Raw genomic sequence first — 26,080 nt, 5'->3', positions numbered from 1 at the left:
GGCTTGGGGCTTGTCCCGGACACGTCCCAACCCTGTCCGGGGCGGCAAGGGAAGGGATCACCGATGACCGACGGGGAGAGGGCTCCCGAGCCATGGGACGTCCATGACCCCGCCGGGTTCGTCGCCCGGTTGCAGGCGCTCAAGGACTGGTCCGGGCTGACGTACCGGGAACTGACGGCCCGTGCGGAGGCGGCCGGCGACAGCCTGCCGCGGTCGACGGTCGCGAACATGCTGATGCGCGGGACGCTGCCGCGGGAGGAACTGCTCGCCGCCTTCGTCCGCGCGTGCGGGGCGGGGCCGCGGGAGACGGAGCTCTGGCTGTCCGCCCGCAAGCGCCTGGCCACCCGCCGGGGCTCCCACCCGGTGCCGGTCCCGTGCGCCTGCGCCCCCGGCTCCTGCTCGTGCGCCCCGCACGACCCCGGGCCGGGCGCGGGCCCCGGCGTCCCGGGCAGCGGCCCCGCCCCTGGCGTGGGCCCGGGCCCGGGCACGCCCGCCGCGGCGGCGGGCCCCCCGGGCGGCGCCCCCGGGCCGGGCGCGTCCGGCCACGGCCGCCCGCCGGACGGCGCGCCGGCGCACGCCGGTGCCGACCGGGCCGCCGAGGAGGGGCGGCCCGGCACCGGGCGGGGCACGGGGGAGGAGCGGACCCGGAGGTTACGGTCGTGGGCCGGGCGGGCCCTGGTGCCGGTCGTGGGCGGGATCGCGCTCGTCGTGGCGCTGGTCTCCGTCGTCTCGCACCTCGACGGCGACGAGGACCGCCACGAGCCGTCCGCCGCGGCCCCGCCCGCCGCGGGGGGCGTCGACATCCGCGCCCTCCACTCCGGGCTGTGCCTCAACGAGCGGCGCGGGCAGCAGAACGGGCAGGTGTACCAGGTCTACTGCGCCGGCGCCGCCGTCCCCCGCTACTCCCTCGCCCGCCTGGACGGCGGCCTGTGGCGGATCGCCTCGGACCACCCCGACTACGGTCCCGGCTGCTCCGGCGTCCCCGCCGACGTCCCCCGGGAGGACGGCGCGCCGCTCGTGGACCAGGAGTGCGGCAAGCGCGGCCCGCGCGAGGCGTTCCGGATCGAGCCCCTGGACGGCGACCCCGCGCGGGGCCACCGCATCCGCAACGCCGCGTCCGGCCTGTGCGTCACCGTGCCCGGCGCGTCCCGCGAGGAGTGGACGGCCGTCGTGCAGAAGCCGTGCGCGCCGGACGGCGCCGGCCAGCTCTTCGGTTTCGACCGCCGCCCGGCGGGAGGCTAGGACCGCGACGGTCCCCGCGCCGCGCGCACCGAGCCGGTCCCCCGGCCCGGCGCGCGGGGCGGAGGGGGAGCGCGGCCCGCCCGGGGCCGCCGGTGGCCCCGGGGACGGTCCCGGGCCGCCGTCCGGCATGACGACGATCGCCCGGGCCGCCGGTGGCCCCGGGAAACGGGCCCTACAGCCGCGCCAGCGCCCAGAAGTGGTCGACGATCCGCTCCAGGTACGCGCGGCCCGCCTCCCCGCCGCCGTCGCCCGGGTCGTCCCGGCCGTACGTGGCGGCCGTCCGCGCCCGGTAGCCGGCGTGCAGCCGCTGGAGCACGTCCTCCAGGTGGTCGCGGTGCATCGGCAGCAGCTTCGCGGCCGGGCGGACGTACGCCTGCCAGCGCGTGGCGACCACCGCGTTCCGCAGGACCTCCGCCAGCTCGGCGTCCCGCCCGGTGGCGTCCAGCAGTTCGCGCGGGCCCAGGCCGAGGACCCGCGCGAGCGCGGCGGTCTGCCGCTCGTTGCCGCGCCAGCGGCCGGAGTCCTCCATCCGCAGGTACGCCTTGGGGTCCAGCCCGATCCACCGGGCCAGGTCCTCGGGCTCCATGCCCCGCGCCACGCGGTGCTCCCGCAGGGTCGTCGCGGCGGCGAGCAGGTCACCGGGCGAGCACCACAGCACTCCGGCGAGCGCGGTGAGCTCGCGGGCGTCGGGGCGGCCGACGCCGCGCTCCCAGGCGGTGACGGTCTCGGGAGGGACGTCCAGTCCGTACTGCGCGCGCAGGCCGTACGCGACGTGGCCGGGCGTCATGCCCAGGCCCTCGCGGAGGCGGCGCGCGGCCGGGGCGTCGAAGGGGGGCGCGGGGGCGGGGGGAGGCGGGTGCACGCGCACAAGCTAGGTGCGGGCCGTCGCCCCTGGCTACGGTTCGTTCGAACAACGGCCGATGTTGGAGGAAGGTCCAGAAGGGTCCTACTCATCGGTAATGGGAGGTATGCCCCTCGGCGGGGCCGCCCGCGTTCAGCGGCCCCCCGTCCCCGGCAGCCAGCGGTACTGGAGCTCCGGCCGCCCGATCTGCCCGTACTGCGGGCTGCGCTCCGCCCGCCCGGCGGCCACCAGGTGCTCCAGGTACCGGCGCGCGGTGATCCGCGAGATGCCCACGGCGGCGCCGGCCTCGGCCGCGGTCAGCCCGCCGTCCGCCGCGCGCAGGACGCCGGTCACGGCGGCGAGGGTCGGCGCGCTCAGCCCCTTGGGCGGCGCGGCGGGCTGCGGCGTGCGGAGCGCGGCGAGCGCCCGGTCGACCTCGTCCTGCCCGGACGCCTCGCCCACGGCCGCGCGGAACTCGGCGTACCGCGCGAGCCGGTCCCGCAGGGTGGCGAACGTGAAGGGCTTCAACACGTACTGCACGACGCCGAGCGACACGCCCTCGCGCACGACCGCCAGGTCCCGCGCGGAGGTCACGGCGATGACGTCGGCGGAGTGGCCCGCGGCCCGCAGGGAGCGCAGGAGCCGCAGGCCGTGGCCGTCCGGCAGGTACAGGTCGAGGAGGATCAGGTCGACGGGCGTGCGCTCCAGCAGCCGTACGGCGGCGGCGCGCGAGTGGGCGACGCCGACGACGCCGAAGCCGGGCACCCGCCCGGCGTACAGGGCGTGCGCGTCGGCGGCGACGGGGTCGTCCTCGACGACCAGCACCCTGATCCCGTCCGCGCTCACCTCCGCACCTCGGCCCCGGCGCCCTCGCCCGCCGTCCCCGTACCGTCCGCCGCGCCCGCCGCCGCCGTGTCCGTGCCCACCGCCGCGCCCGCGTCGTCCGCCGTGTCCGTGCCCGCCGCCGTGCCCGCGTCCGTCACCGTCGTATCCACGTCGCCCGCCGCGCCCCTGCCGTCCGCCGTGCCCGTCGTCCTGTCCGTGCGGTCCGTGCGGTCCGCCGTCCCCGCGCCCGCCGCCGTGCCCCTGCCGTCCGCCGGGCCCGGTGGTGACGGTGCCCGCGCGCCGCCCAGCGGCAGCCGCACCGTGAACTCCGCGCCGCCCTCCGGGGCCCCGCCCACCTCCACACGCCCGCCCGCGCGGTGGGCGGCCTGGCGCACCAGGGGGAGGCCGATGCCGCGGCCCGGGCCGCGGGTGGACCAGCCGGGGGCGAAGACCGCCTCCGCGTCACCGGGCGGCACGCCCGGGCCCGTGTCCGCGACGCGCAGCAGCAGTTCGCCGTCGGCCGCGCCGAGCGCCACCGTGACGCGGGAGCCCGCCGAGCCCTGCGCCGCCTCGACGGCGTTGTCGATCAGGTTGCCGAGGATCGTGACGAGGTCCCGTGCCGCGAGGCCCGGCGGCAGGACGCCGTCGTCGACGCGGCTGTCGTCCGTCAGGACCAGCTCCACGCCCTGCTCGCCGGCCTGCGCCGACTTGCCCAGCAGCAGCGCGGCCAGCACCGGCTCGCCGACCGCGTCGACCACCCGGTCCGTCAGCGCCTGCGCCAGCTCCAGCTCCGCCGTGGCGAAGTCGACCGCCTCCTCCACGCGGCCCAGCTCGATCAGCGACACGACCGTGTGCAGCCGGTTCGCCGCCTCGTGCGCCTGCGCGCGCAGCGCCCGGGTGAAGCCGCGCTCCGAGTCCAGCTCCCCGGAGAGCGCCTGGAGCTCGGTGCGGTCCCGCAGGGTCACGACCGTGCCGCGCCGCTCCCCGCCGACCACCGGCCGGGTGGACACGACCAGCACCCGGTCCGCCGTCAGGTGCGGCTCGTCCTCGCGCGGCTCGGCCGCCAGCAGCGCGCCCGTCAGCGACGGGGGCAGCCCCAGCGCGGCGACCGGGGTGCCGACGGCGTCCTCCCGCAGGCCCAGCAGCTCCCGCGCCCCGTCGTTGACCAGCGCGATCCGGCGCTGCCCGTCCAGCATCAGCAGCCCCTCGCGCACCGCGTGGAGGGCGGCCTGGTGGTAGTCGTGCATCCGGCTCAGCTCGGTGGCGTTCATGCCGTGGGTGTGCCGCCGCAGGCGGGCGTTGACCACGTACGTGCCGACCGCGCCCAGCGCCAGCGCCCCGCCCGCGAAGCCGAGCAGCGCGGCCACCTGGTGCCGCAATTGCTCGGTGATCCGGTCGACGGCGATGCCCGCGCTGACCAGGGCGACGACGCGGTCCCGGTCCCACACGGGCGTGACCGTCCGCACGGAGCGCCCGAGCGTCCCCTCGTACGTCTCCGTCAGCGTCGCGCCGCGCCGCGCCGCGTCGATGTGGCCGAGATACGTCCCCCCTATCCGGTCCGGATCCGGGTGGGTCCAGCGCGTCCCGTCCGGCGCCATGACGACCACGAAGGTCACCCCGTGCACGCCGGTGAGGGCGTCCGCGTAGGGCTGGAGGACGGCCGTCGGATTGTCCGAGCGGGCGGCGGTGACCACCGACGGCGCCCTGGCCACCGCCTTCGCGGTGGCGGTCACCTGCCGGCGCGCGGTCTCCTCCGCCTGGGCGCGGTCGGTGGCGTACGCGAAGACCGCGCACCCGGCCACGACGGCCGCCATCAGCACGGCCTGCATCGCGAACAACTGGCCGGCGAGGCTGCGGGGACGGGTCAGGCGCATGCCGCAAGTCTGCCTGTCCGAAAACGCGTGAACGAAACGAACGCAACGGTGACCGGGGTCACAGGCGTGGTGGATAGTCGCGGGGATCCACCGGGACGTGGAGCGAACTCTTCGAGGGAGGACCCCGTGGCCGCACGACGGGAACGGACCCACTATCTCTACCTGGCCGTCATCGCGGCGGTCGTGCTCGGCGTCGCCGTGGGCTTCGCCGCGCCGGGGGTCGCGCAGGAGCTCAAGCCGCTCGGCACCGGTTTCGTGAACCTCATCAAGATGATGATCTCGCCGGTGATCTTCTGCACGATCGTGCTGGGCGTGGGTTCCGTGCGCAAGGCCGCGAAGGTGGGTGCCGTCGGCGGTCTGGCCCTCGGCTACTTCATGGTCATGTCGACCGTCGCGCTGGCCATCGGCCTCGTCGTCGGCAACCTGCTGGAGCCCGGCGCCGGGCTGCACCTCACCGACGAGACCCGGGCCGCCGGTGAGCAGCAGGCCGAGGGGGCGAGCGAGGGCACCGTCGACTTCCTCCTGGGGATCATCCCCCAGACCCTGGTGTCGGCGTTCACCGAGGGCGAGGTCCTCCAGACGCTGCTCGTCGCGCTGCTCGCGGGCTTCGCGCTGCAGGCGATGGGCAGGGCGGGCGAGCCGGTGCTGCGCGGCATCGGCCACGTCCAGCGGCTCGTCTTCCGCATCCTGGCGATGATCATGTGGGCGGCGCCGGTCGGCGCGTTCGGCGCGATCGCCGCGGTGGTCGGCTCGACGGGCGTGGACGCGCTGAAGTCGCTCGCCGTCATCATGCTCGGCTTCTACGCCACCTGCGTCGTCTTCGTCTTCGCCGTGCTCGGCACGCTGCTGCGGCTGGTCGCCGGGGTCAGCGTCGTGGCGCTGTTCAAGTACCTGGCACGGGAGTTCCTGCTGATCCTGTCCACCTCGTCGTCCGAGTCGGCGCTGCCGCGGCTGATCGCCAAGATGGAGCACCTGGGCGTGAGCAAGCCCGTCGTCGGCATCACCGTGCCGACCGGCTACTCCTTCAACCTGGACGGCACCGCGATCTACCTGACGATGGCCGCGCTGTTCGTCGCCGAGGCGATGGGGCAGCCGCTGGCGGTCGGCGAGCAGATCTCGCTCCTCGTCTTCATGGTCATCGCGTCGAAGGGCGCGGCGGGCGTCACCGGCGCCGGGCTCGCGACGCTCGCGGGCGGCCTGCAGTCGCACAAGCCGGGGCTCGTCGACGGCGTCGGCCTGATCGTGGGCATCGACCGGTTCATGAGCGAGGCGCGCGCCCTGACCAACTTCGCGGGCAACGCCGTCGCGACCGTGCTGATCGGCACGTGGACGAAGGAGATCGACAAGGACCGGGTGGCGGAGGTGCTCGCCGGCCGGATGCCGTTCGACGAGACGACGCTGCTGGACGACGGGCACGGCGCGGACACCCCCGCCGACGGTGCCGCGACCGACGCCCCGGCCGGCGCCGCCCCGGGCGCGCCGGAGCGGTCCGCCGGTCCGGGGAGGCCCGCCGGGGCCTGACCCCGCCGGTGGCGGGCGCGGGCGCGGGAGCCGGAACAGGGCCGGTTCCCGCGCCGTTCCGCGGGGGTCCCGAAGGGCGTACCGCCGGTAACATGACGTTCCGAGCATGACATGCACACGTCCTCGACCCGACGACGACCGCCACCCGCACCGGTGCGAAGGGATGGTCCCCCATGTCACGTCTGGCCCGTACGACCGCCGCGCTCGCCCTCGCCCTGTCGCTCGCCGCCGGCCTCCCGGCCGCTGCCGCCGGGCCGAAGGGCCCCGCGGCGCCCGCCGCCGGACCGCTCCGGGACGTGGTCCTGGTCGGCAACAGCGCGGACGGCACGGTGAGCTTCCTCGACGCCCACACGTACCGGAACCTCGGCACCCTCGACGTCGTCCCGGACCTGGAGGAGGTCCTCGGCGGCATGGACCTGGTCCGCCGCGCCGCGTACGAGGTGGTCAAGCAGCAGGCGGGCGGCGACAAGTTCGTGGACGACGCCCACCTGTCGCCGGACGGCCGCACCCTGTACGTCTCGCGCGGCAACCTCGGCGACGCCACCGCGTTCGACGTGGCGACGGGCCGCCGGCTGTGGCGGACGCACCTCGACGGGTTCAAGGCCGACCACGCGGCGCTCTCCGCGGACGGCCGGTCGTTCGTCGTGTCCGCGATCACCGCGGCCAAGGCGCAGGTCCTCGACACGGCGACCGGCCGCGTCACCGGCGAGTTCCCCACGGGCACGTACCCGCACGAGAACATCTACTCCGCGGACGGCTCCCTCATCTACAACATGTCCATCGGGGTGACGTCCCTGCCGAAGGCCCTCGACTTCCTCAAGGGCAGCAAGCAGGTGACCGTCGTCGACGCGGCGACGCTGAAGGTGGTCCGCACGTACGCCTTCGACAAGGGGATCCGCCCCGCCGTCGTCACCCCGGACGGCAGGACGATGTACGCCCAACTGTCGTACCTGAACGGCTTCGTCGAGTACGACCTTCAGGCCGGGCGCACGGTCCGCACCGTGGAGATGCCCTTCAGCGAGGCGGGCGCGGCGCTCGAACCGGACGACTACCCGCAGAACTCCGCCCACCACGGCATGGCCATGAACGCGGCGCGGGACAAGCTGTGCGTGGCCGGGACCATCGACGACTACACGGCCGTCGTCTCCCGCCCCGCCCTCACCACGGACGGCTTCGTCCACTACCCGCAGGGCTCCCTCCCGTACTGGTCCGTGACGGGCGCGGACGGCGGGACGTGCTGGGTGACGCTCTCCCACCGGGACGAGGTGTCGGTCGTCGACTACGCGACGGCGAAGGAGGTCGCACGGGTGAAGGTGGGCGACTTCCCGCAGCGCGAGCGGACGGGGCGCGCGGCGCCCGAGGCGCTGGCGGGCCTCACGCCCCAGGGGTGACGGCGCGGCGGCGCTTGCCTTGACGCCGACGTCAAGCCGTACGTTCGGGGCATGCGAATCGGCGAACTGGCCCGGCGCGCCGGGGTCACCACCCGCACCCTGCGCTACTACGAGGCGCGCGGGCTGCTCCCGGCGCGCCGCGGCGACAACGGGTACCGGACCTACGGCGAGGACGACCTGCGGCTGCTGCGGCAGATCCGCGTCCTCCAGGACTTCGGCTTCGGCCTGGAGGAGACCCGGCCGTTCGTCGAGTGCCTGCGCGCCGGGCACCCGGCGGGCGACGCCTGCCCGGCCTCGCTCGCCGTGTACCGGCGGAAGCTGACCGAACTGGACGCGCTGATCGGCCAGCTCGGCTCCGTCCGCGCGCAGGTCGCCGCACACCTGGCCGCCGCCGAGGCGGCCCGGTACGAAGCACCCGAACCCCGCTGCCAATTCGGAGGGACCACCCCATGAGGACCACCACCGTGAGGGCCACCACCGTGAGGACCGTCACCGACGCCGACTTCGCCACCGAGGTCCTGTCCGCGGACCGCCCGGTCCTGGTCGAGTTCACCGCGAAGTGGTGCGGTCCCTGCCGCCAGCTCGCCCCGGTCCTGGACCGGGTGGCCGAGAAGTACGCCGACCGCCTGGACGTCGTCGCCCTCGACGTCGACGCGAACCCGGAGGCGGTGGCCCGCTACGCGGTGCTGTCGACGCCGACGCTGCTGCTGTTCGAGGGCGGCGAGCCGGTGAGGTCCGTGACGGGCGCGCTCCCCGAGCGCCGCCTCGTGGAGGCCCTGGCGCTCACCGCTCCCTGACCGGCGGCCCGGCCCCGACCCCGCCCCGCCCCGCCCCGGCGCGACCCACGGCCCTGACCCCGACCCCGGCGGCCCGCGGCCCGGCGCACGGCCGGACAACGAAGAAACCCCCTCCGGATTGACCGGCGGGGGCGGGCGACGCGTATAGTGGACGATTCCGCGTGCGGGCACAGCAAAACCCCGCGCAGAATCGACTGGCACAACATATCGCGTCGGGAGTGGAATTGTCAATCGGGGAGACCGAGGCGCTGCGGGACGAGCAGCGGTTCGTCAGCGGGCTCTACGCCCGGCTCGACGCCCTGCGGGAGCGGGCCGAGGCGGCCGTGCGCGACGCGCTCAGGAGCGACGCGGGCAGCCGGCAGGCGCGGGTGGAGCGCGACGTGGCCGTCGCCGAGCAGTCCGGGCTGCTCGCCGCGTACGACGCGGGCGACCAGGGGCTGTGCTTCGGGCGGCTGGTGTTCCGCGACGGGCGCGACCACCACATCGGGCGGATCGGCATCCGGGAGGACGACGCCGAGCGCACCCCCCTCGTCATCGACTGGCGCGCCGAGGTCGCCCGCCCCTTCTACCTCGCGACCGGCCACACCCCCATGGGCCTCAGCCGGCGCCGCCACCTCACCACCCGGGGCCGCGAGGTCACCGCCCTGCACGACGAGATCCTCGACCTGCGCGACACCGCGCGCAGCGGGCACGAGGGCCGCGACGCCGACGCCGTGCTGCTCGCCGCGCTCGACGCCGCCCGCACCGGCCGGATGACCGACATCGTGCGGACCGTCCAGGCCGAGCAGGACCGCGTGATCCGCGCCCCGCACGAGGGCGTCCTCGTCGTCGAGGGCGGGCCCGGCACGGGCAAGACCGCCGTCGCCCTGCACCGCGCCGCCTACCTGCTGTACGCGCAGCGGGAGCTGCTGGCCCGCCGCGCCGTGCTCGTCGTCGGGCCCAACGCCGCGTTCCTGCGGTACATCGGGGACGTGCTGCCCAGCCTCGGCGAGACCGGCGTGCTGCTCGCCACCGTCGGCGAGCTGTTCCCCGGCGTCCGCGCGACCGGCGCCGACAGCCCGGAGGCCGCCGAGATCAAGGGCCGCGCCGCCATGGCGGACGTCCTCGCCCGGTTCGTCCGCGACCAGCAGACCGTGCCGCCCACCCGGGAGCCCCTGGAGATCGACCACGAGGACTACGGCACGCTCCTCCTCGACCGCGACACGGCCGAGGACGCCCGCTGGGACGCCCGCGGCACCGGCCTGCCGCACAACCTGGCCCGCCCCCGCTTCGCCACCCGGATCGTCGACGCGCTCACCGCCCGGCTCGCCGACCGCCTGGGCGCCGACCCCTACGGCGGGCCCAACCTCCTCGACGCCTCCGACATCGCCCAACTGGGCAAGGAGATCGCCGCCAGCGACGAGGTGCACGCCGCGATCGACCGGCTGTGGCCCGTCCTCACCCCGCAGCGGCTCGTCGAGCGGTTCCTCGACGCCCCGTACGGCTACCTCCCCGACGGCGAGGCCGAGTTCGTGCGCCGCGAGCCCGGCGCCCCCTGGACCCCCGCCGACGTGCCGCTCCTGGACGAGGCGGCCGAACTGCTCGGCGAGGACGACTCCGCCGCCCGCGCCGCCGCCGCCCGCGAGCGCGCCCGGCGCGTCGCCTACGCGCAGGGCGTCCTCGACGTGTCGTACGCCTCGCGGACCTACGAGTTCGAGGACGAGGAGTCCGAGGTGCTCGGCGCGCACGACGTCATCGACGCCGAGCGGTTCGCGGAGCGCCACGAGGAGGACGACCACCGCACCGCCGCCGAACGCGCCGCCGCCGACCGGACCTGGGCGTTCGGGCACATCGTCGTGGACGAGGCGCAGGAGCTGTCCGCGATGGCCTGGCGACTGCTGATGCGCCGCATCCCCACCCGCTCCATGACCCTGGTCGGGGACCCCGCCCAGACCGGCGACGCGGCGGGCTGCGGCTCCTGGCGGGAGATCCTCGCCCCGTACGTGGGGGACCGCTACGAGCACGTCACGCTCGGCGTCAACTACCGCACCCCCGCCGAGATCATGGAGGTCGCCGCCCGGGAGCGGCGCGCCGAGGAGCCGGACTTCCGGCCGCCCCGCTCGGTGCGCTCCACCGGCACACGGCCCTGGGAGGTCGTGGTGGACGACCTGCCCGCCGCCGTCGCGGAGGCGGTCGCCCGCGAGGCCCGCGAGGAGGGGCGGCTCGCCGTCATCGCGCCCGCCGCCCACCACCCCGCCCTCGCCGCCGCGCTCCCCGGCGCGGCGCACGGCCCCCACCCGGACCTGACCCGGCCCGTCGTCCTCCTCGACCCGCGGCAGGCGAAGGGCCTGGAGTTCGACACGGTGGTCGTCGCCGACCCGGACGCGATCCGCGCCGCCGGGCCGCACGGCGTCAACGACCTGTACGTGGCGTTGACCCGCGCGACCCAGCGCCTGGGCACCGTCCGGCTCAGGCCGGCCTGAGCCAGACCGTCGCCAGCGGCGGCAGCGTCATGCGGATGCCGTCCGGCTCGCGCTTCAGCGGGCCGGCGTTCCGCACGCCGCCGCCGCCGTACCGCGCGTCGTCCGTGTTGAGGACCTCCTCCCAGGCGGGCACGGCCTCCGGCGTCCACAGCCGGTAGCCGTCGCGCACGACCGGCGAGAAGTTGCTCACCGCCAGCAGCGGGCCGCCCTGCGCGTCGTACCGCACGAACGCGAGGACGTTATCCTCGGCGGCGTCGCCCAGCGCCCACTGGAACCCCTCCGGGACCGTGTCCCGCTCCCACAGCGCGGGGGTCGCCGCGTACACGGCGTTCAGGTCGCGCACGAGGTCCTGCACGCCCCGGTGGTCGCCCGCCGAATGGTAGTCGTCGGCCAACAGCCACCACTCCGGCCCGTGCGCCTCCGACCATTCCGCGCCCTGCGCGAACTCCTGCCCCATGAACAGCAGTTGCTTGCCGGGGTGGGCCCACATGAAGCCCAGGTACGCGCGGTGGTTGGCGCGCCGCTGCCACCAGTCGCCCGGCATCTTCGACACGAGCGCCTGCTTGCCGTGCACCACCTCGTCGTGCGAGATCGGCAGGACGTAGTTCTCGCTGTACGCGTACACCATCGAGAACGTCATCTCGTTGTGGTGGTACTTGCGGTGCACCGGCTCCTTGGAGACGTACACCAGCGAGTCGTGCATCCAGCCCATGTTCCACTTCAGCCCGAAGCCGAGCCCGCCGTGGTCGGTGGGGCGGGTCACGCCCTCCCAGGCCGTGGACTCCTCGGCGACGGTGACCACGCCGGGGCAGCGGCGGTAGACGGTCGCGTTCATCTCCTGGAGGAAGCGGACGGCGTCGAAGTTCTCCCGGCCGCCGTACTCGTTGGGCACCCACTCGCCGTACTCCCGGGAGTAGTCGAGGTACAGCATCGAGGCGACGGCGTCGACGCGCAGGCCGTCGATGTGGAACTCCTCGCACCAGTACACGGCGTTCGCCACGAGGAAGTTCCGCACCTCCGTCCGCCCGTAGTCGAACACCAGCGTCCCCCAGTCGGGGTGCTCGGCGCGGCGCGGGTCCGGGTGCTCGTACAGCGGCGTCCCGTCGAAGCGGGCCAGCGCCCAGTCGTCCTTCGGGAAGTGCGCCGGCACCCAGTCGACGAGGACGCCGATCCCCTCCTGGTGCAGCCGGTCCACGAGGTGCTTGAAGTCGTCCGGCGTGCCCAGCCGGGCCGTCGGCGCGTAGTACGAGGTGACCTGGTAGCCCCAGGACGGGCTGTACGGGTGCTCGGCGACCGGCATCAGTTCCACGTGCGTGAACCCGAGGTCCTTCACGTACGCCGGGAGCACCTCGGCCAGCTCCCGGTACGACAGCCCCGGCCGCCACGACGGCAGGTGCACCTCGTACACGGAGAACGGCGACGCGTGCACCGGGCGCTCGCCGCGGCGGGCCATCCACGCGGCGTCCCGCCACTCGTGGTGCGAGGCGGTGACGACGGAGGCCGTCTCCGGCGGGCACTGGGTGCGGCGCGCCATCGGGTCCGCGCGCAGCGAGTGGCGCCCGTCCGGGCCGACCACCTCGAACTTGTACAGCGTGCCCTCGCCGACGCCGGGCACGAACAGCTCCCACACCCCGCTGGCGCCCAGCGACCGCATCGGCAGGCCCGTGCCGTCCCAGAACGTCCAGTCCCCGGCGACCCGCACCCCGCGCGCGTTCGGCGCCCACACGGTGAAGCGCGTCCCCGCCACGCCCTGGTGGGTCATCACGTGCGCGCCGAGCGCCGTCCACAGCTCCTCGTGGCGGCCCTCCCGGATCAGGTGCAGGTCCAGCTCGCCCAGCGCGGGCAGGAACCGGTACGGGTCGTGGACCTCCAGCTCGGCCGTGTCGTACGAGACGAGCAGCCGGTGGTCGGCCGGGACCTCCGGCAGCGGCAGGACGCGGGAGAACAGGCCGTCGCCGTCGTCGTGCAGCGGGTGCCGCTCCCCGTCGGGGAGGACGACGGCGACCGCCCGGGCGTGCGGGCGCAGCGCCCGGAACACCACCCCGTCCGGCACCGGGTGGGCGCCCAGCAGCCCGTGCGGGTCGTGGTGCTCGCCGGCGAGGAGGCGCGCCCGGTCGGCGCCTTCCAGGGGGGACGCCGGCACCCCGTCGGCCCCGTCCCGGGGGCGGGGCGGCCTGCCGGCCGCGGCGGGCGCCCCCGGGGCGTCCGGGGTGCCGGGCGCGGCCGGCGCGGGGGCGTCCGGGGCCGGTGTCTGCGGCGCGGACGCCCCCAGGGTGGTGACGACCGGCTGCGCGGTGCTCGTCGTGGGCGGTTTGCGGGTCGGACGACGGGGGGTCACGGGAGAGGTCCTCCTCGGCGAGGTGAGTGAGGCGGGATGGGGTGGGGGGACGGGCGGGGGCGGGTCAGGTCAGCCGGTCGGGGGAGAACCGCGGGCGCCCGGAGAGCGCCCGCCCGGAGCCCGGCGGGAGGGGGCCCGCGCCCGGGGACGAGGCCAGGCGGCGGACGGCGGCCATCGGCACGCGCAGCCAGTCGGGGCGGTGCCGAGCCTCGTAGACGACCTCGTACACCGCCTTGTCCGTCTCGTACGCGCGCAGCAGCGCCTGCTCCGCGCGCGGGTCGCGGCCGGACGCCTCGGCGTAGCCGGAGCAGTACGCGTCGCGGCAGCGTTCCGCCCACTCCGGGTGCCACGGGTGGTGCGAGTGGGCCGCGTAGTCGAAGGAGCGGAGTATCCCGGCGACGTCCCGCACCGGCGGCTGCGGGCGGCGGCGCTCGGCGAGCGGCTTCGAGGGCTCCCCCTCGAAGTCGATCACCGACCACTCGCCGTCCGGGGTGCGCAGCGCCTGCCCGAGGTGCAGGTCGCCGTGGACCCGCTGGGCGCGCCAGGTGCTGCCGTTCTCGGCGAGCGCGGCGACCGCCTCGAAGGCGGCGCGCAACCCGGGGACGTACGGCACGAGCGCGGGCACCGCCTGGGTGGCGGCGTCCAGGCGGCGGCTCATCGTGACGGCCAGGTCCCGCGCCTGGCGCCGGGCGAGCACCACCGTGGGCAGCGCGTCCGCCAGGGCGGTGTGCACCTCGGCGGTGGCCCGGCCCAGGGCGTGCGCCTCCGGGACGAAGTCGCGGCCCGCGGCCAGCGCGTCGAGGGCGAGCTGCCAGCCGTCCTGCGAACCGCGCAGGTACGGCTGGAGCACGCCCAGCGTCGCGCCGTCCGGCCCGGCCCCCGCCTCGTACCAGGCGACGGGCGCCGGCACCCGGGCGCAGCCGGCGCGGGCGAGGGCGAGCGGCAGCTCCAGGTCCGGGTTGGCGCCCGGGTGGATCCGCCGGAAGATCTTCAGGATGTACGCGTCGCCGTAGACGAGCGACGTGTTCGACTGCTCGGCGTCCAGCACGCGCGGGGGCAGTCCGTCGGGGATGGTCGCCGTCCGGTGGAAGCTCAGCGGGCCGATCGCGCCGGGTGCCCGCAGCCGCTCCAGGAGCAGCGTGGCGAGCCGCGGGTCCTGGAGCGCCTCGTACACGGTGCGCCCCGCCAGGGCCCCCTGGGTGACGCGCCCGATCAGGGCGGGGGCGAGCCGGGGCGGGAGCGTGTCGCACACGCCCAGCAGCAACTGGTAGCAGTCGCCGGACGAGGGCGAGGAGGCGGCGGGGCCGGATTGCTGGACGCGGACGAGCAGGTGCAGGAGCCCGGGTCCGGCGGCGCCGAGCGAGAGCAGTTCGGTGGCCGACACGAGGGCGAAGCCGGTGACCGGCTTCCCCTTCCCGGCGAACCACCTTCTGCGCGGCAGCCATTCGTGGAGCAGCGGCGCCAGCGACGGCAGCAGGGCGACGGGTGCCCGGGCGGTGGATGCGGTCTCCGACATGGCAGCGCGTCCTTTCCCCGGGTACTACAGAATGCACGGAATGTGCAGAGTGTCCCGGAATGCGGCATGGGCTGTCCGGCTGTGCGGGACGTGTCGGGCGGGGATGGTCCTTATAGACCCGAATCGACGTATGAGGGGGACAGTGCCCAGGGCGGAGCGAAGGAAACGCCCCGCCCCGACATCCGGGGCCGCGGGGGACGAAGACGCGCCGTCAGTGGCGCGCCGGTGCCGCGTCCGCGGGTGCGGCGGTGCCCCCGGCGGCGCGCTCCGCGGCCTTCCCGGCGGCCTTCCCGGCGGCGCGCCCGGCGGACTTGGCGCCCTTCGCGGGGAGCACCGCGTCCTTGCGCAGCCGGAACCAGTAGAAGCCGTGCCCGGCGAGGGTCAGCAGGTAGGGCCACTCGCCGATGGCGGGGAAGCGGACCCCGCCGATCAGCTCCACCGGGTGGTGCCCGTTGAACTGCCGCAGGTCCAGCTCGGTCGGCTGCGGGAAGCGCGAGAAGTTGTGCACGCACATCACCAGGTCGTCGCCGTACTCGCGGAGGAAGGCGAGGACGGCCGGATTCGACGACGGCAGCTCGGTGTACGAACCGAGCCCGAAGGCCGGGTTCTGCTTGCGGATCTCGATCATCCGGCGCGTCCAGTGCAGCAGCGACGACGGGGACGCCATCGACGCCTCCACGTTCGTCACCTGGTAGCCGTAGACCGGGTCCATGATGGTCGGCAGGTACAGCCGGCCCGGGTCGCAGGAGGAGAAGCCCGCGTTGCGGTCGGGCGTCCACTGCATGGGGGTGCGGACGCCGTCGCGGTCGCCCAGCCAGATGTTGTCGCCCATCCCGATCTCGTCGCCGTAGTACAGGATCGGCGACCCGGGCAGGGACAGCAGCAGGGCGGTGAACAGCTCGATCTGGTTGCGGTCGTTGTCGAGCAGCGGGGCGAGCCGCCGGCGGATGCCGATGTTGGCGCGCATCCGCGGGTCCTTGGCGTACTCCGCGTACATGTAGTCGCGCTCCTCGTCGGTGACCATCTCCAGGGTCAGCTCGTCGTGGTTGCGCAGGAAGATGCCCCACTGGCAGCCCGCCGGGATCGCCGGGGTCTTGGCCAGGACCTCGGAGACGGGGTAGCGGGACTCGCGGCGCACCGCCATGAAGATCCGCGGCATCACCGGGAAGTGGAACGCCATGTGGCACTCGTCGCCGCCGCCGGCGAAGTCGCCGAAGTAGTCGACGACGTCCTCCGGCCACTGGTTCGCCTCGGCGAGCAGCACCGTGTCCGGGTAGGCGGCGTCGATCTCCTTGCGGATCCGCTTGAGGAAGGCGTGGGTCGCCGGGAGGTTCTCGCAGTTGGTGCCCTCCTCCTGGTAGAGGTACGGCACGGCGTCGAGGCGGAAGCCGTCGATGCCCAGGTCCAGCCAGAACCGCAGCGCGGAGAGGATCTCCTGCTGGACGGCCGGGTTCTCGTAGTTGAGGTCCGGCTGGTGCGAGAAGAACCGGTGCCAGTAGTACTGCTTGCGCACCGGGTCGAAGGTCCAGTTGGACGTCTCGGTGTCGACGAAGATGATCCGGGCGTCCTGGAACTGCTTGTCGTCGTCGGCCCAGACGTAGTAGTCGCCGTAGGGGCCGTCCGGGTTGGCGCGGGACTCCTGGAACCACGGGTGCTGGTCGCTGGTGTGGTTCATCACGAAGTCGATGATCACCCGCATGCCGCGCTGGTGCGCGGCGTCCACGAACTCGACGAAGTCCGCCAGGTCACCAAAGTCCGGCAGCACCGACGTGTAGTCGGACACGTCGTAACCGCCGTCGCGGAGCGGGGACTTGAAGAAGGGCGGCAGCCAGAGGCAGTCGACCCCCAGCCACTGCAGGTAGTCCAGCTTGGCCGTGAGCCCCCTCAGGTCGCCGATGCCGTCGCCGTTGCTGTCCTGGAAGGAGCGGACCAGCACCTCGTAGAACACGGCCCGCTTGAACCAGTCGGGGTCCCGGTCCTTGGCGGGGGTGTCCTCGAACGTGTCGTGGACGGGCTCGTTCACGGTCATGATGTGGGTGACCCTCCGATCGGGGGAGACGGTCGCAGGACGGAACTGTGCTGATCCGGGGGACAGCCCCCGGATCCCCGGCACACCACCAGCACGTGCGCGGGTGTGACACCCGGCTCCAGGCGCACATAGTTGGTCCTGCCCCAGTGATATGTCTCGCCGGTGAGCTCGTCGCGCACCGGTACGGTCTCGTGCCAGTCGAGGCCGAGATCCGGCATGTTCAACGAAACCGTCGCCTCCTGGGTGTGGTGGGGGTCGAGGTTCACGACCACCAGAACCACGTTCGAGCCCTGCCGCTTGCTGTACGCGATGACCGCGTCGTTGTCGGCGTGGTGGAAGCGGAGGTTCCGCAGTCGCCGCAGCGCCGGGTGGCGGCGCCGCAGGCGGTTGAGCGCGGTGACGAGCGGGGCGATGCTGCGGCCCTCCCGCTCGGCCGCCGCCCAGTCACGGGGCCGCAGCTGGTACTTCTCCGAGTCGAGGTACTCCTCGCTGCCCTCCCGCAGCGGGGTGTTCTCGCACAGCTCGTACCCGGCGTACATCCCCCACGTCGGCGACAGCGTCGCCGCGAGCACCGCCCGCGCCTCGAACGCCGGCCGCCCGCCGTGCTGGAGGTAGGCGTGCAGGATGTCGGGGGTGTTCACGAACAGGTTCGGCCGCATGTAGGCGGCCGTCTCCGTGGACAGCTCCGTCAGGTACTCGGTCAGCTCCTGCTTGGTGTTCCGCCAGGTGAAGTACGTGTACGACTGCTGGAAGCCGATCGCGCCGAGCGTCCGCATCATCGCCGGCCGGGTGAACGCCTCCGCCAGGAAGATCACGTCCGGGTCGGTGCGGTTGACGGCGGCGATGACCTTCTGCCAGAACACCACCGGCTTCGTGTGCGGGTTGTCGACGCGGAAGATCCGCACGCCGTGCGCCATCCAGTGCCGCAGCACCCGCACCGTCTCGCGGACGATGCCGCGCATGTCCTCGTCGAACGCGATCGGGTAGATGTCCTGGTACTTCTTCGGCGGGTTCTCGGCGTACGCGATGGTGCCGTCCGCCCGGTGCCGGAACCACGCCGGCCGCTTGCGCACCCACGGGTGGTCCGGGGAGCACTGGAGCGCGAAGTCCAGCGCCACCTCCAGCCGCAGCTCCCGCGCCCGCGCCACGAACGCGTCGAAGTCCTCCAGCGTGCCCAGGTCGGGGTGGACCGCGTCGTGCCCCCCGGCGGGCGAGCCGATCGCCCACGGCACGCCCGGGTCGTCGGGGCCGGCCGTCAGCGCGTTGTTCGGGCCCTTGCGGTGCGTCGTGCCGATCGGGTGGATCGGCGGCAGGTACACCACGTCGAACCCCATCGCGGCGATCGCCGGCAGCCGCTCGGCCGCCGTGCGGAACGTCCCCGACACGAGCCGGCCGTCCTCGTCGCGGTACGCGCCCTCCGAGCGCGGGAACATCTCGTACCACGAGCCGTACAGCGCCCGCTCCCGCTCCACCAGCAGCGGCAGCGGCCGGGACGCGGTGACCAGCTCGCGCAGCGGGTGGCGGTCCAGCACCTCCCGCACCTGCCCGGCGAGCGCGGCGGCGAGCCGGTCGGCGGGGGAGCGGCGCGCGTCCCGCAGCGCGTCCACCGCCGCCAGGACGGCCTCCCGGCCCTCCTCCTTCGGGACCCCGCCCGCGGCCCGCTCGTGCAGGGCGGCGCCCTCGGCCAGGACCAGCTCCGTGTCGATGCCCGCGGGCACCTTGATCCCGGCCTCGTGGCGCCAGGTGGCGACCGGGTCGCTCCACGCCTCCACGTGGTACGTCCACAGGCCCTCGCGGGTCGGGGTGACGTCGGCGCCCCAGCGGTCCGTGCCGGGCGCCAGCTCCCGCATCGGGGTGAACGGGCCGGGCCGCCCCGACGGGTCGGTGAGCACGACGTCGGCGGCCACCGCGTCGTGGCCCTCCCGGAAGACCGTGGCCGACACCTGGAAGGTCTCACCGGCCACCGCCTTCGCGGGCCTTCTGCCGCAGTCGACGACGGGGGAGACGTCCAGAACGGGGATACGACCGATCATCGCGTTCACAGCATCACCTGAGGATTGTGTACGAGGTATCGCTCTTTGTAACCGCTCTGTTGCGGCATGGCGCGGCGCGGGCATCACCGCTCCTCTCCGGGTTCACTCGGGTGGGCGGGTACCGGGTGAGCCTTCCCACACCCCTCGGGTGGGCAATCCGGGGGTTTCCCGCCGATCGGCCCGCGGGGGCGTCGGGCCAGACAGCCGAGGACCGGCCCCGTTCGGAGGAAATCCGGGGCCGGACGGCGGCCGGGTGTGTCACCTCTCCCCCGGGGCCGTTCCCCCTCCGGGGCGCCCGCGGGCCCCGGCGCCCGCGGGCCCCGGCGCCCGCGCACCCCGGCTCCAGGGGCCCTGCGCCCGGCGCCCCGGCCTCGCGGGCGGGCGGTGGCGCCGCCCCGGGAACCGGCCGTCCCCACCCCGGCGACGAGCGTCGGAAAGTGAGCGGACATGTGGCTGAAAGGCCTTTCGATAGGGTGTCCCCGCTGCCGGGGGAGGCGCCTTTCAGGCCGGCGGCGACAGCTTTGGCCGATCAATTGACAAACCGGGGCGGGGGTTGAGGGATCGTCCATGGACATCGTGCGGAACGACAGCGACGACCTCCTGAGCGAGTTGCTGAGGCCGCTCCGGCTCACCGGGGTCTTCGACAGCCGCTGGCGCGTACGGGCCCCCTGGGCCATCGAGGGCGACGCGGAGCGCAGCGTCGCCGTCCTCCACTACGTCGTCGAGGGCGTCTGCTGGATCAGCGGGACCGACCAGCCCGCCCAGCGGCTCCTCGCCGGCGACCTGGCCGTCTTCCCGACCGGCGCGGCCCACCGCCTCTCCGACCACCCCGAGCGGCAGGGCGTCCCCCTCAGGGCCGTGCTGCCCGAGCGGCAGCCCGGCACGTCCGGCGAGATCGACATCGACGGCGAGGGCCCCGAGAGCCGGCTGCTCTGCGCGGGGCTGCACTACGACTCCAGCGCCGCCACCGACCTCTACCGGGCCCTGCCCTGGGTGCTCGTCCTCGACCGCTCCCAGGTCGACCGGGAGCCGCTGCTCCGCGACACGCTGCGGCTGCTCGCCTCCCCCGACCGGCCCACCGGCCCCGGCGACCGGCTCATCACCCTGCGCGCCTTCGAGATGGCCCTCGTCCTCGCGCTGCGCCCGCTGCTGCGCGACTTCACCGAGAACCCCGCCGTCCTGCCCGTGCTGCGCCACCCCGGCATCAGCCGCGCCATGGTCACGATCGCCACCCGGTTCGCGGAGCCGTGGACGATCGAGTCCCTCGCCCGCGAGGTCGGCATGTCCCGCTCGGCGTTCACGGCCGCCTTCCGCGAACTCGTCGGGGAGGCGCCCGCCCGCCACCTGACGGGCCGCCGCATGCAGGAGGCGGCCCGGCTGCTGTGCGAGACGACCCTGCCGCAGTCCGCCGTGCCGCAGCGCGTCGGCTACCAGAGCGCGGTCGGCTTCCACCTCGCCTTCCGCAAGTGGTTCGGCAAGACGCCCGGCGAGTACCGGTCCCACGCGGCGACCCTCGCGTGAGCCCCGCCCGGCGTACGGGGCATTCCGGTCGCAACGGCGCGCAACGGCTGGCCGGTTCTTAAGGACCGCTGGACGGACGTTCATTGCCCCGGGCGGCCGTGGGGGGTCAGGCTCTGCACGGCACAGCCGTTCCCCGGAGGAGACATGGTGACCAGGTCCGGTCAGGAGTACGCGCGGTCGCCGCGCGACGGCCGCGCGGCACGGCCCGGCGGCGAGCGGGTCGAGGACGTGACCGGACGCCCCGCCTCCCCGGCCCCCCGCCCGTACGGCTGCCGCCTCGCCGAGGCGCCGTACGGACGGACCGGCCGCCCGGCCCGCGAGGCCCTCGCCCGCGCGTGCCCCGGTGGGTACGGCCCGGGCGGCGCCGCCCGGGACCCCCGGTGACCCGCCCGGCCGGCCCGAGCACGGCGCGCCGGCCGCGCCCGCCCGCCCCCCGGCCGGCGCCCCGGCGCCAGGACGGGGTGGGCGCCCCGCGGTGACCGCCCGGCGGCCCGGTGCGGACCCCCGGCGGCCCCCGCCGCCCGGGCCCGTCCCGCCCCGCCGGAGCGGACCGCGTCACACCTCATCCACACATGCCCGAGAGGGGCCTGCGTTGATCCAGTACGACCTGGTCGAGCCCGGACTCGCCACCTGCGCCGAACCGCGTTGCCGCACAGCCGGGGCACGCGCCGCCGCCCCGGCCGCGCCCACCGCCGCCCCGCCGCGCTCCGGCCCGGCCCCGGACCCCGTCCCGGCCCCGGTCCGCGGCGACGGGTCCCCCGTCCGCCGCGCCGCGGTCCCGCCGCGCACCCCGGCCGCGTGAGGGGACCACGGGACATGACTCCGGACCACACCGCCCGGGACACCGCCCCGCCCGCACCCGACGACCCCGCCCGCCCGGCCCCGGACGCCGTCCCGGGCGCCGCGTTCGGTACGGGGCCTGTCGCCGCTTCGGACGCCCCTGCGGTCGCCGCTCCCGGCGCCGTTCGGGACGCCGCCTCCGGCGCGGGCTCCGATGCCGTCTCGGGCGCCCCTTCCCGCACGGACCCTGACGCCGCCCCGGTCGCCGCTTCCGGTACGGCCTGCGGCGCCGCCCCGGACGCCGCCCCCGTCCCGGGCGCCGTCTCCGGCGCGGGCCCCGGCATCGCTCGCGAGGCCGCCCGTGCCACCTGCGCGCGGCAGGAGGCCGCCGAGTGCGGCGGGGCCGCCGCGGCCCGTTCGCTGGAGCCCGACGTCCTCGTCGCCGGCGGCGGGGTCGCCGGGCTCACCACGGCCCTCGCCCTGTACGCCGCCGGCTTCGTCCGCGTGACCGTCGTCGAGGCGGCCTCCGGGACGCGCCCCGCGGACGCCGGGCTGACCCTCATGCCCGACGCCGCACGCGAACTCGACGCGCTCGGCCTGCTCGGCCGGCTGGAGGCCGACGCCGTCCGCACCCGCGAACTGCGCTACTACCACCGCTGCGGCGCCCTCGTCGCCCGCGAGGAGCGCGGCCTGCGCGCCGGCTACCGCTGGCCGCAGCTGTCCGTGCGCCGCGCCCACCTCCAGCGGGTCCTCGCCGACGCCGTGCGCGAACGCCTCGGCGCGGGCGCCCTCGTCACCGGCGTCCGCGTCACCGGCGTGGAGCGACCGCCCGGCGGCGCGCGGCCCCGCGTGCGGATCGAGCACCGCTCCGGAGGCGGCGTCCGCAGCCTCTCCTGCCTCGAACCGGACCTGCTGATCGGTGCCGACGGCGTCCGCTCGACGGTGCGCTCCGCGCTCCACCCCGACGAGGACGAACCCCCGGGGAGCGGGATGCTCGTGTGGCGCGGCGTGTCCCGGATGGACGCCCGCCGCACCCCGCCGTTCACGCTCGTCGCCGGGGACGACCGGCAGAAGGCCGTCGTCCACCCGTTGACCGCGCCGTCCCCGCACCGTCCCGAGGTCCTCGTCGGCTGGACGCTCGCCCTGCCGGCGGACACCGCCGGCGAGCGGCCCCCCGGGGACGGGGACCGCCCCGTACCGGTCGAGCGGCTCCTCGGCCGCTACGCGGGTTGGGAGTTCGACGGGGTCAGCCTCCCGGAGGTACTGCGCGCGGCCGACGGCGCGTACGCACACCCGGTGGCGGACCGCGCGCCCCTCGCCCGCTGGAGCCACGGCCGCACGACCCTCGTCGGCGACGCCGCCCACGCCGCGTACCCCGTCGAGTGCGGCGGCGCGACCCGCTCCGTCATCGACGCCCGCGCCCTCGCCCACGCCCTGGCCGTCCACCCGGACCCGGTGGAGGCCCTCGCCGCGTACGAGGCCGAGCGCCGCCCCGCCACGGCCGGGCCCCGGCACGCCGGCCGGAGCCCCGGCCCGCAGGCCCGCGCCCACCCGGCCCACGAACGGGCCCCCGGCGGTCCCACCGGCATCGACGACCTCGTCCCGCCGGAGGAGCGCCACGCCCTCACCGCCCGGTGCGCGGCCGTCGGGGTGCCCGACCGCGAGGCGGTCAACCAGGGCTCCCCGTACGACATCCCGGCCCCCGTCCCCCTTCCCCCCGGCGCGCCCGCCGGCGGCACCCCGCTCCTCGGCGCGCCGGGGCGCACCCCGTTCGCCCACGACGCCCCGGTGCACGGCCTCCCCGCGCCCGGCGCGCCCGGCCGGGGAGTCCCGTTCCGCGCCGCGCCGTCCTACGCCGCGCCCACGTACGGCTTATCCGCGCGCGCCGCACCGCTCCACGACACGCCCGGTACACACGTGCGCCCCTGAACGCGCCCCCCGTGCCACGTGCGCCGCGCGCCATGGCCGCGCGCGGTGCCGTGGCACTACCGTCTGGGCAGGAAGGCGGACGCATACCGTGGTGTGTCCGCCACTGTACGTATCTCCCCTGCGAAGGTGGAACACGTGAAGGCCATCCGTCGATTCACCGTCCGCCCCGTCCTGCCCGACCCCCTGCGACCCCTCAGCGACCTCGCGCGCAACCTGCGCTGGTCCTGGCACGCCGAGACCCGTGAGCTGTTCCAGGCCGTCGACCCCGAGGGGTGGCGCGCGGCCGGCGGCGACCCCGTCCGGCTCCTCGGCACCGTGTCCGCCGCGCGGCTCGGCGAACTGGCCAGGGACCGGAGGTTCCTGCGCCGCCTGACCGCCGCCGCCGACGACCTCGACGACTACCTGCGGGGCCGCCGCTGGTACCAGAACCGGACCGCCGGGGAGGGCGACGACGCCGACCTGCCCGACGCCGTCGCGTACTTCTCGCCCGAGTTCGGCGTCACCGCCGCCCTGCCGCAGTACTCCGGCGGCCTCGGCATCCTCGCCGGCGACCACCTCAAGGCCGCCAGCGACCTCGGCGTCCCGCTCGTCGGCGTCGGCCTGCTCTACCGGCACGGCTACTTCCGCCAGTCGCTCTCCCGCGACGGCTGGCAGCAGGAGCACTACCCGCTCCTCGACCCCAACGAGATGCCCCTGACCCTGCTGCGCCGCCCCGACGGCGGCCCCGTCCGCGTCTCCCTCGCCCTGCCCGGCGGACGTTCCCTCCACGCGCACGTGTGGGTGGCGCAGGTCGGCCGGGTCCCGCTGCTCATGCTCGACTCGGACGTCGAGGAGAACGGGCCGGGCGAACGGAACGTCACCGACCGGCTCTACGGCGGCGGCAGCGAACACCGGCTGCTCCAGGAGATGCTCCTGGGGATAGGAGGTGTCCGGGCCGTACGGGCGTACTGCGCCCTCGCCGGCCACCCCGCGCCCGAGGTGTTCCACACGAACGAGGGCCACGCCGGCTTCCTGGGGCTGGAACGCATCCGGGAGCTGACCGACCGGGGCACCGACTTCGACGCCGCCCTGGAGGCCGTCCGGGCCGGGACGGTCTTCACCACCCACACGCCCGTCCCCGCCGGCATCGACCGCTTCGACCGCGATCTCGTCGCCCGCCACTTCGGGCCCGGCGCCGAACTGCCCGGCGTGGACGTCGGCCGCGTCCTCCAGCTCGGCCGCGAGACGTACCCGGGCGGCGACCCGAACGTCTTCAACATGGCCGTCATGGGGCTGCGCCTCGCCCAACGGGCCAACGGCGTCTCCACCCTGCACGGCGCCGTCAGCCGCTCGATGTTCGCCGGCCTGTGGCCCGGCTTCGACCCGGAGGAGGTGCCGATCACCTCCATCACCAACGGCGTCCACGCCCCCACCTGGGTGGCGCCCGAGGTGGTTCGGCTCGGCGCCCGGCAGATCGGCGTGCAGCGCGCCGAGGACGCCCTCAGCGTGGGCGGCTCGGAGCGCTGGGACGCCGTCGCGGAGATCGACGACGCCGCGCTCTGGGAGCTCCGCCGCGACCTGCGGGAGCAACTGGTCCACGAGGTGCGGGCCCGGCTCCGCGCCTCCTGGCGGGAGCGCGGCGCCGGCTCGGCCGAGCTGGGCTGGATCGACGGGGTCCTCGACCCGGACATCCTCACCATCGGCTTCGCGCGCCGCGTCCCCTCCTACAAGCGGCTGACGCTGATGCTCCGCGACCGCGACCGGCTGCGCGAGATGCTGCTGCACCCGACGCGGCCCGTGCAGATCGTCGTCGCGGGGAAGGCCCACCCGGCGGACGACGGCGGGAAGCGGCTGGTGCGGGAGATGGTCCGGTTCGCCGACGACCCGCGCGTGCGCCACCGCATCGTCTTCCTGCCCGACTACGGCATGGGGATGGCGAAGACGCTGTACCCGGGGTGCGACGTGTGGCTGAACAACCCGCTGCGCCCCCTGGAGGCGTGCGGGACGAGCGGCATGAAGGCCGCGCTCAACGGGTGCCTCAACCTGTCCGTACGGGACGGCTGGTGGGACGAGTGGTACGACCCGGACTTCGGCTGGGCCATCCCCACCGCCGACGGCCCCACCACCGACGAGGACCGGCGCGACGACCTGGAGGCGCACGCCCTGTACGAGCTGATCGAGCAGCGGGTCGCGCCGCGCTTCTACGACCGGGGCGCCAACGGGCTGCCCGAGCGGTGGATCGAGATGGTCCGCCGCACCCTCACCTCCCTGGGCCCGAAGGTGCTGGCGGGACGCATGGTGCGGGAGTACGTGGAGCGGCTGTACGCCCCGGCCGCGCGGGCGCACCGCGCCATGGACCCGGACGCGGCGCGGGAGCTGGCCGAGTGGAAGTCCCGGGTGCGGGCGGCCTGGTCGCGCGTCGCCGTCGACCACGTCGAGGTGGACGAGACCAGCGAGGTCGCGGAGCTGGGCTCCACGCTGGCCCTGCGGGTCCGGGTCGCCCTCGGCGACCTGTCCCCGGAGGACGTGGAGGTCCAGGCGGTCGCCGGCCGGGTGGACACCCGTGACGCGCTGGCCGACGCCCGGACGTTCCCGCTGAAGCCGGCGGGCGGCGGCAGCGGCCCGGACCAGCAGGGCCGCTGGGTGTACGAGGGCCCGCTGACGCTGGACCGGACGGGTCCGTTCGGCTACACGGTCCGCGTCCTGCCGGCGCACCGGCTCCTCGCGTCCGGCGCCGACCTGGGGCTGGTGGCGCTGCCGGCCGAGTCGGCGGCGGAGGGCGCGGGCGTCCTGCTGCGCTGACCGGGGCCCGGAGCCCGGGGCCGTCGCCCCCTCCCCGCGCGGGGGGCGACGGCCCCGGTCCCAGCCTGCCGTCCCGCACGGGGTCCGGGCGTCCTCCCGCGGTCCCGGTCCCCCTCGGCCTCCGGACGGACCCGCCCCGGTACCGGAGGACGAGACGGTTCCTGGTGCAACCGTTCGACCGTCCCGGGGGTCGTACCCGG

General features: G+C 75.5%; 18 protein-coding genes. 11 read left to right on the top strand and 7 right to left on the bottom strand.

The features are described 5' to 3' along the window. Nucleotides 1–63 precede the first annotated feature (63 nt). Nucleotides 64–1,242 carry a hypothetical protein gene (locus tag RND61_RS00495; protein ID WP_315875569.1) on the top strand — a complete coding sequence of 393 codons (1,179 nt, stop codon included), beginning with the start codon at nucleotides 64–66 and terminating at the stop codon, nucleotides 1,240–1,242. A gap of 172 nt (nucleotides 1,243–1,414) precedes the next feature. On the opposite strand, the gene RND61_RS00490 is transcribed toward RND61_RS00495, so the two are convergent. The 3 genes from RND61_RS00490 to RND61_RS00480 all read right to left on the bottom strand — a co-directional run bounded on the left by RND61_RS00490 (nucleotide 1,415) and on the right by RND61_RS00480 (nucleotide 4,782). Continuing rightward, nucleotides 1,415–2,110: a helix-turn-helix domain-containing protein gene (locus RND61_RS00490; RefSeq protein ID WP_449343271.1), complete on the bottom strand. Its 696-nt coding sequence runs from the start codon at nucleotides 2,108–2,110 to the stop codon at nucleotides 1,415–1,417. Nucleotides 2,111–2,236: 126 nt separating this feature from the next. Next, nucleotides 2,237–2,929 (bottom strand): response regulator, encoded by a 693-nt coding sequence (locus RND61_RS00485; protein WP_315875568.1) that lies wholly within the window; start codon nucleotides 2,927–2,929, stop codon nucleotides 2,237–2,239. Next, a complete protein-coding gene (locus RND61_RS00480) occupies nucleotides 2,926–4,782 on the bottom strand; it encodes a sensor histidine kinase (protein WP_315875567.1) in 1,857 nt (618 codons plus the stop codon). Before RND61_RS00480 ends, RND61_RS00485 begins: the two co-directional genes overlap by 4 nt. Before the next feature lie 126 nt (nucleotides 4,783–4,908). Between RND61_RS00480 and RND61_RS00475 the strand changes: the two genes are divergently transcribed. The 5 genes from RND61_RS00475 (at nucleotide 4,909) to RND61_RS00455 (ending at nucleotide 10,953) form a co-directional block, all read left to right on the top strand. Beyond that, nucleotides 4,909–6,303, top strand: a complete 1,395-nt coding sequence (locus RND61_RS00475) for a cation:dicarboxylate symporter family transporter (RefSeq protein WP_315875566.1) — start codon at nucleotides 4,909–4,911, stop codon at nucleotides 6,301–6,303. Nucleotides 6,304–6,476: 173 nt separating this feature from the next. Further along, the gene (locus tag RND61_RS00470) at nucleotides 6,477–7,694 is read left to right on the top strand and encodes a YncE family protein (protein WP_315875565.1); all 1,218 of its coding nucleotides are present in this window, start codon (nucleotides 6,477–6,479) and stop codon (nucleotides 7,692–7,694) included. Between the two features lie 51 nt (nucleotides 7,695–7,745). Next, nucleotides 7,746–8,147 carry a MerR family transcriptional regulator gene (locus RND61_RS00465; RefSeq protein WP_315875564.1) on the top strand — a complete coding sequence of 134 codons (402 nt, stop codon included), beginning with the start codon at nucleotides 7,746–7,748 and terminating at the stop codon, nucleotides 8,145–8,147. Further along, nucleotides 8,144–8,491: a thioredoxin gene (gene trxA, locus RND61_RS00460; protein ID WP_315875563.1), complete on the top strand. Its 348-nt coding sequence runs from the start codon at nucleotides 8,144–8,146 to the stop codon at nucleotides 8,489–8,491. Before RND61_RS00465 ends, trxA begins: the two co-directional genes overlap by 4 nt. A 218-nt stretch (nucleotides 8,492–8,709) precedes the next feature. After that, nucleotides 8,710–10,953, top strand: a complete 2,244-nt coding sequence (locus RND61_RS00455) for a HelD family protein (RefSeq protein ID WP_315875562.1) — start codon at nucleotides 8,710–8,712, stop codon at nucleotides 10,951–10,953. On the opposite strand, the gene glgB is transcribed toward RND61_RS00455, so the two are convergent. The 4 genes from glgB to RND61_RS00435 all read right to left on the bottom strand — a co-directional run bounded on the left by glgB (nucleotide 10,940) and on the right by RND61_RS00435 (nucleotide 18,869). Then, a complete protein-coding gene (gene glgB / locus RND61_RS00450; protein WP_315875561.1) occupies nucleotides 10,940–13,291 on the bottom strand; it encodes a 1,4-alpha-glucan branching enzyme in 2,352 nt (783 codons plus the stop codon). The two genes, RND61_RS00455 and glgB, sit on opposite strands and share 14 nt — an antisense overlap. A gap of 64 nt (nucleotides 13,292–13,355) precedes the next feature. Further along, nucleotides 13,356–14,807 carry a maltokinase N-terminal cap-like domain-containing protein gene (locus tag RND61_RS00445; protein ID WP_315875560.1) on the bottom strand — a complete coding sequence of 484 codons (1,452 nt, stop codon included), beginning with the start codon at nucleotides 14,805–14,807 and terminating at the stop codon, nucleotides 13,356–13,358. Nucleotides 14,808–15,018: 211 nt separating this feature from the next. Then, on the bottom strand, nucleotides 15,019–16,836 hold the full coding sequence (gene treS / locus RND61_RS00440; RefSeq protein WP_315875559.1) for a maltose alpha-D-glucosyltransferase: 1,818 nt from the start codon (nucleotides 16,834–16,836) through the stop codon (nucleotides 15,019–15,021). Next, nucleotides 16,833–18,869 carry an alpha-1,4-glucan--maltose-1-phosphate maltosyltransferase gene (locus RND61_RS00435; protein WP_315875558.1) on the bottom strand — a complete coding sequence of 679 codons (2,037 nt, stop codon included), beginning with the start codon at nucleotides 18,867–18,869 and terminating at the stop codon, nucleotides 16,833–16,835. Before RND61_RS00435 ends, treS begins: the two co-directional genes overlap by 4 nt. A gap of 567 nt (nucleotides 18,870–19,436) precedes the next feature. On the opposite strand from RND61_RS00435, the gene RND61_RS00430 reads away from it, so the two are divergent. The 5 genes from RND61_RS00430 to glgP all read left to right on the top strand — a co-directional run bounded on the left by RND61_RS00430 (nucleotide 19,437) and on the right by glgP (nucleotide 25,880). Further along, nucleotides 19,437–20,390 carry an AraC family transcriptional regulator gene (locus RND61_RS00430; protein WP_315875557.1) on the top strand — a complete coding sequence of 318 codons (954 nt, stop codon included), beginning with the start codon at nucleotides 19,437–19,439 and terminating at the stop codon, nucleotides 20,388–20,390. A 144-nt stretch (nucleotides 20,391–20,534) separates the two neighbouring features. Continuing rightward, nucleotides 20,535–20,774, top strand: coding sequence for a hypothetical protein (locus RND61_RS00425; protein ID WP_315875556.1), 240 nt, complete (start codon nucleotides 20,535–20,537; stop codon nucleotides 20,772–20,774). Nucleotides 20,775–20,982: 208 nt separating this feature from the next. Next, nucleotides 20,983–21,192: a hypothetical protein gene (locus RND61_RS00420; protein WP_315875555.1), complete on the top strand. Its 210-nt coding sequence runs from the start codon at nucleotides 20,983–20,985 to the stop codon at nucleotides 21,190–21,192. A 14-nt stretch (nucleotides 21,193–21,206) separates the two neighbouring features. Next, nucleotides 21,207–23,099, top strand: coding sequence for an FAD-dependent monooxygenase (locus RND61_RS00415; protein ID WP_315875554.1), 1,893 nt, complete (start codon nucleotides 21,207–21,209; stop codon nucleotides 23,097–23,099). Between the two features lie 135 nt (nucleotides 23,100–23,234). Beyond that, the gene (gene glgP, locus RND61_RS00410; RefSeq protein ID WP_315875553.1) at nucleotides 23,235–25,880 is read left to right on the top strand and encodes an alpha-glucan family phosphorylase; all 2,646 of its coding nucleotides are present in this window, start codon (nucleotides 23,235–23,237) and stop codon (nucleotides 25,878–25,880) included. The last annotated feature ends 200 nt before the right edge of the window (nucleotides 25,881–26,080 follow it).

The organism is Streptomyces tamarix, assembly GCF_032423885.1.
Taxonomy (GTDB): domain Bacteria; phylum Actinomycetota; class Actinomycetes; order Streptomycetales; family Streptomycetaceae; genus Streptomyces; species Streptomyces tamarix.
The sequence above is the reverse complement of the archived record's forward strand: the minus strand, read 5'-3'. Positions and strand labels throughout refer to the sequence as shown.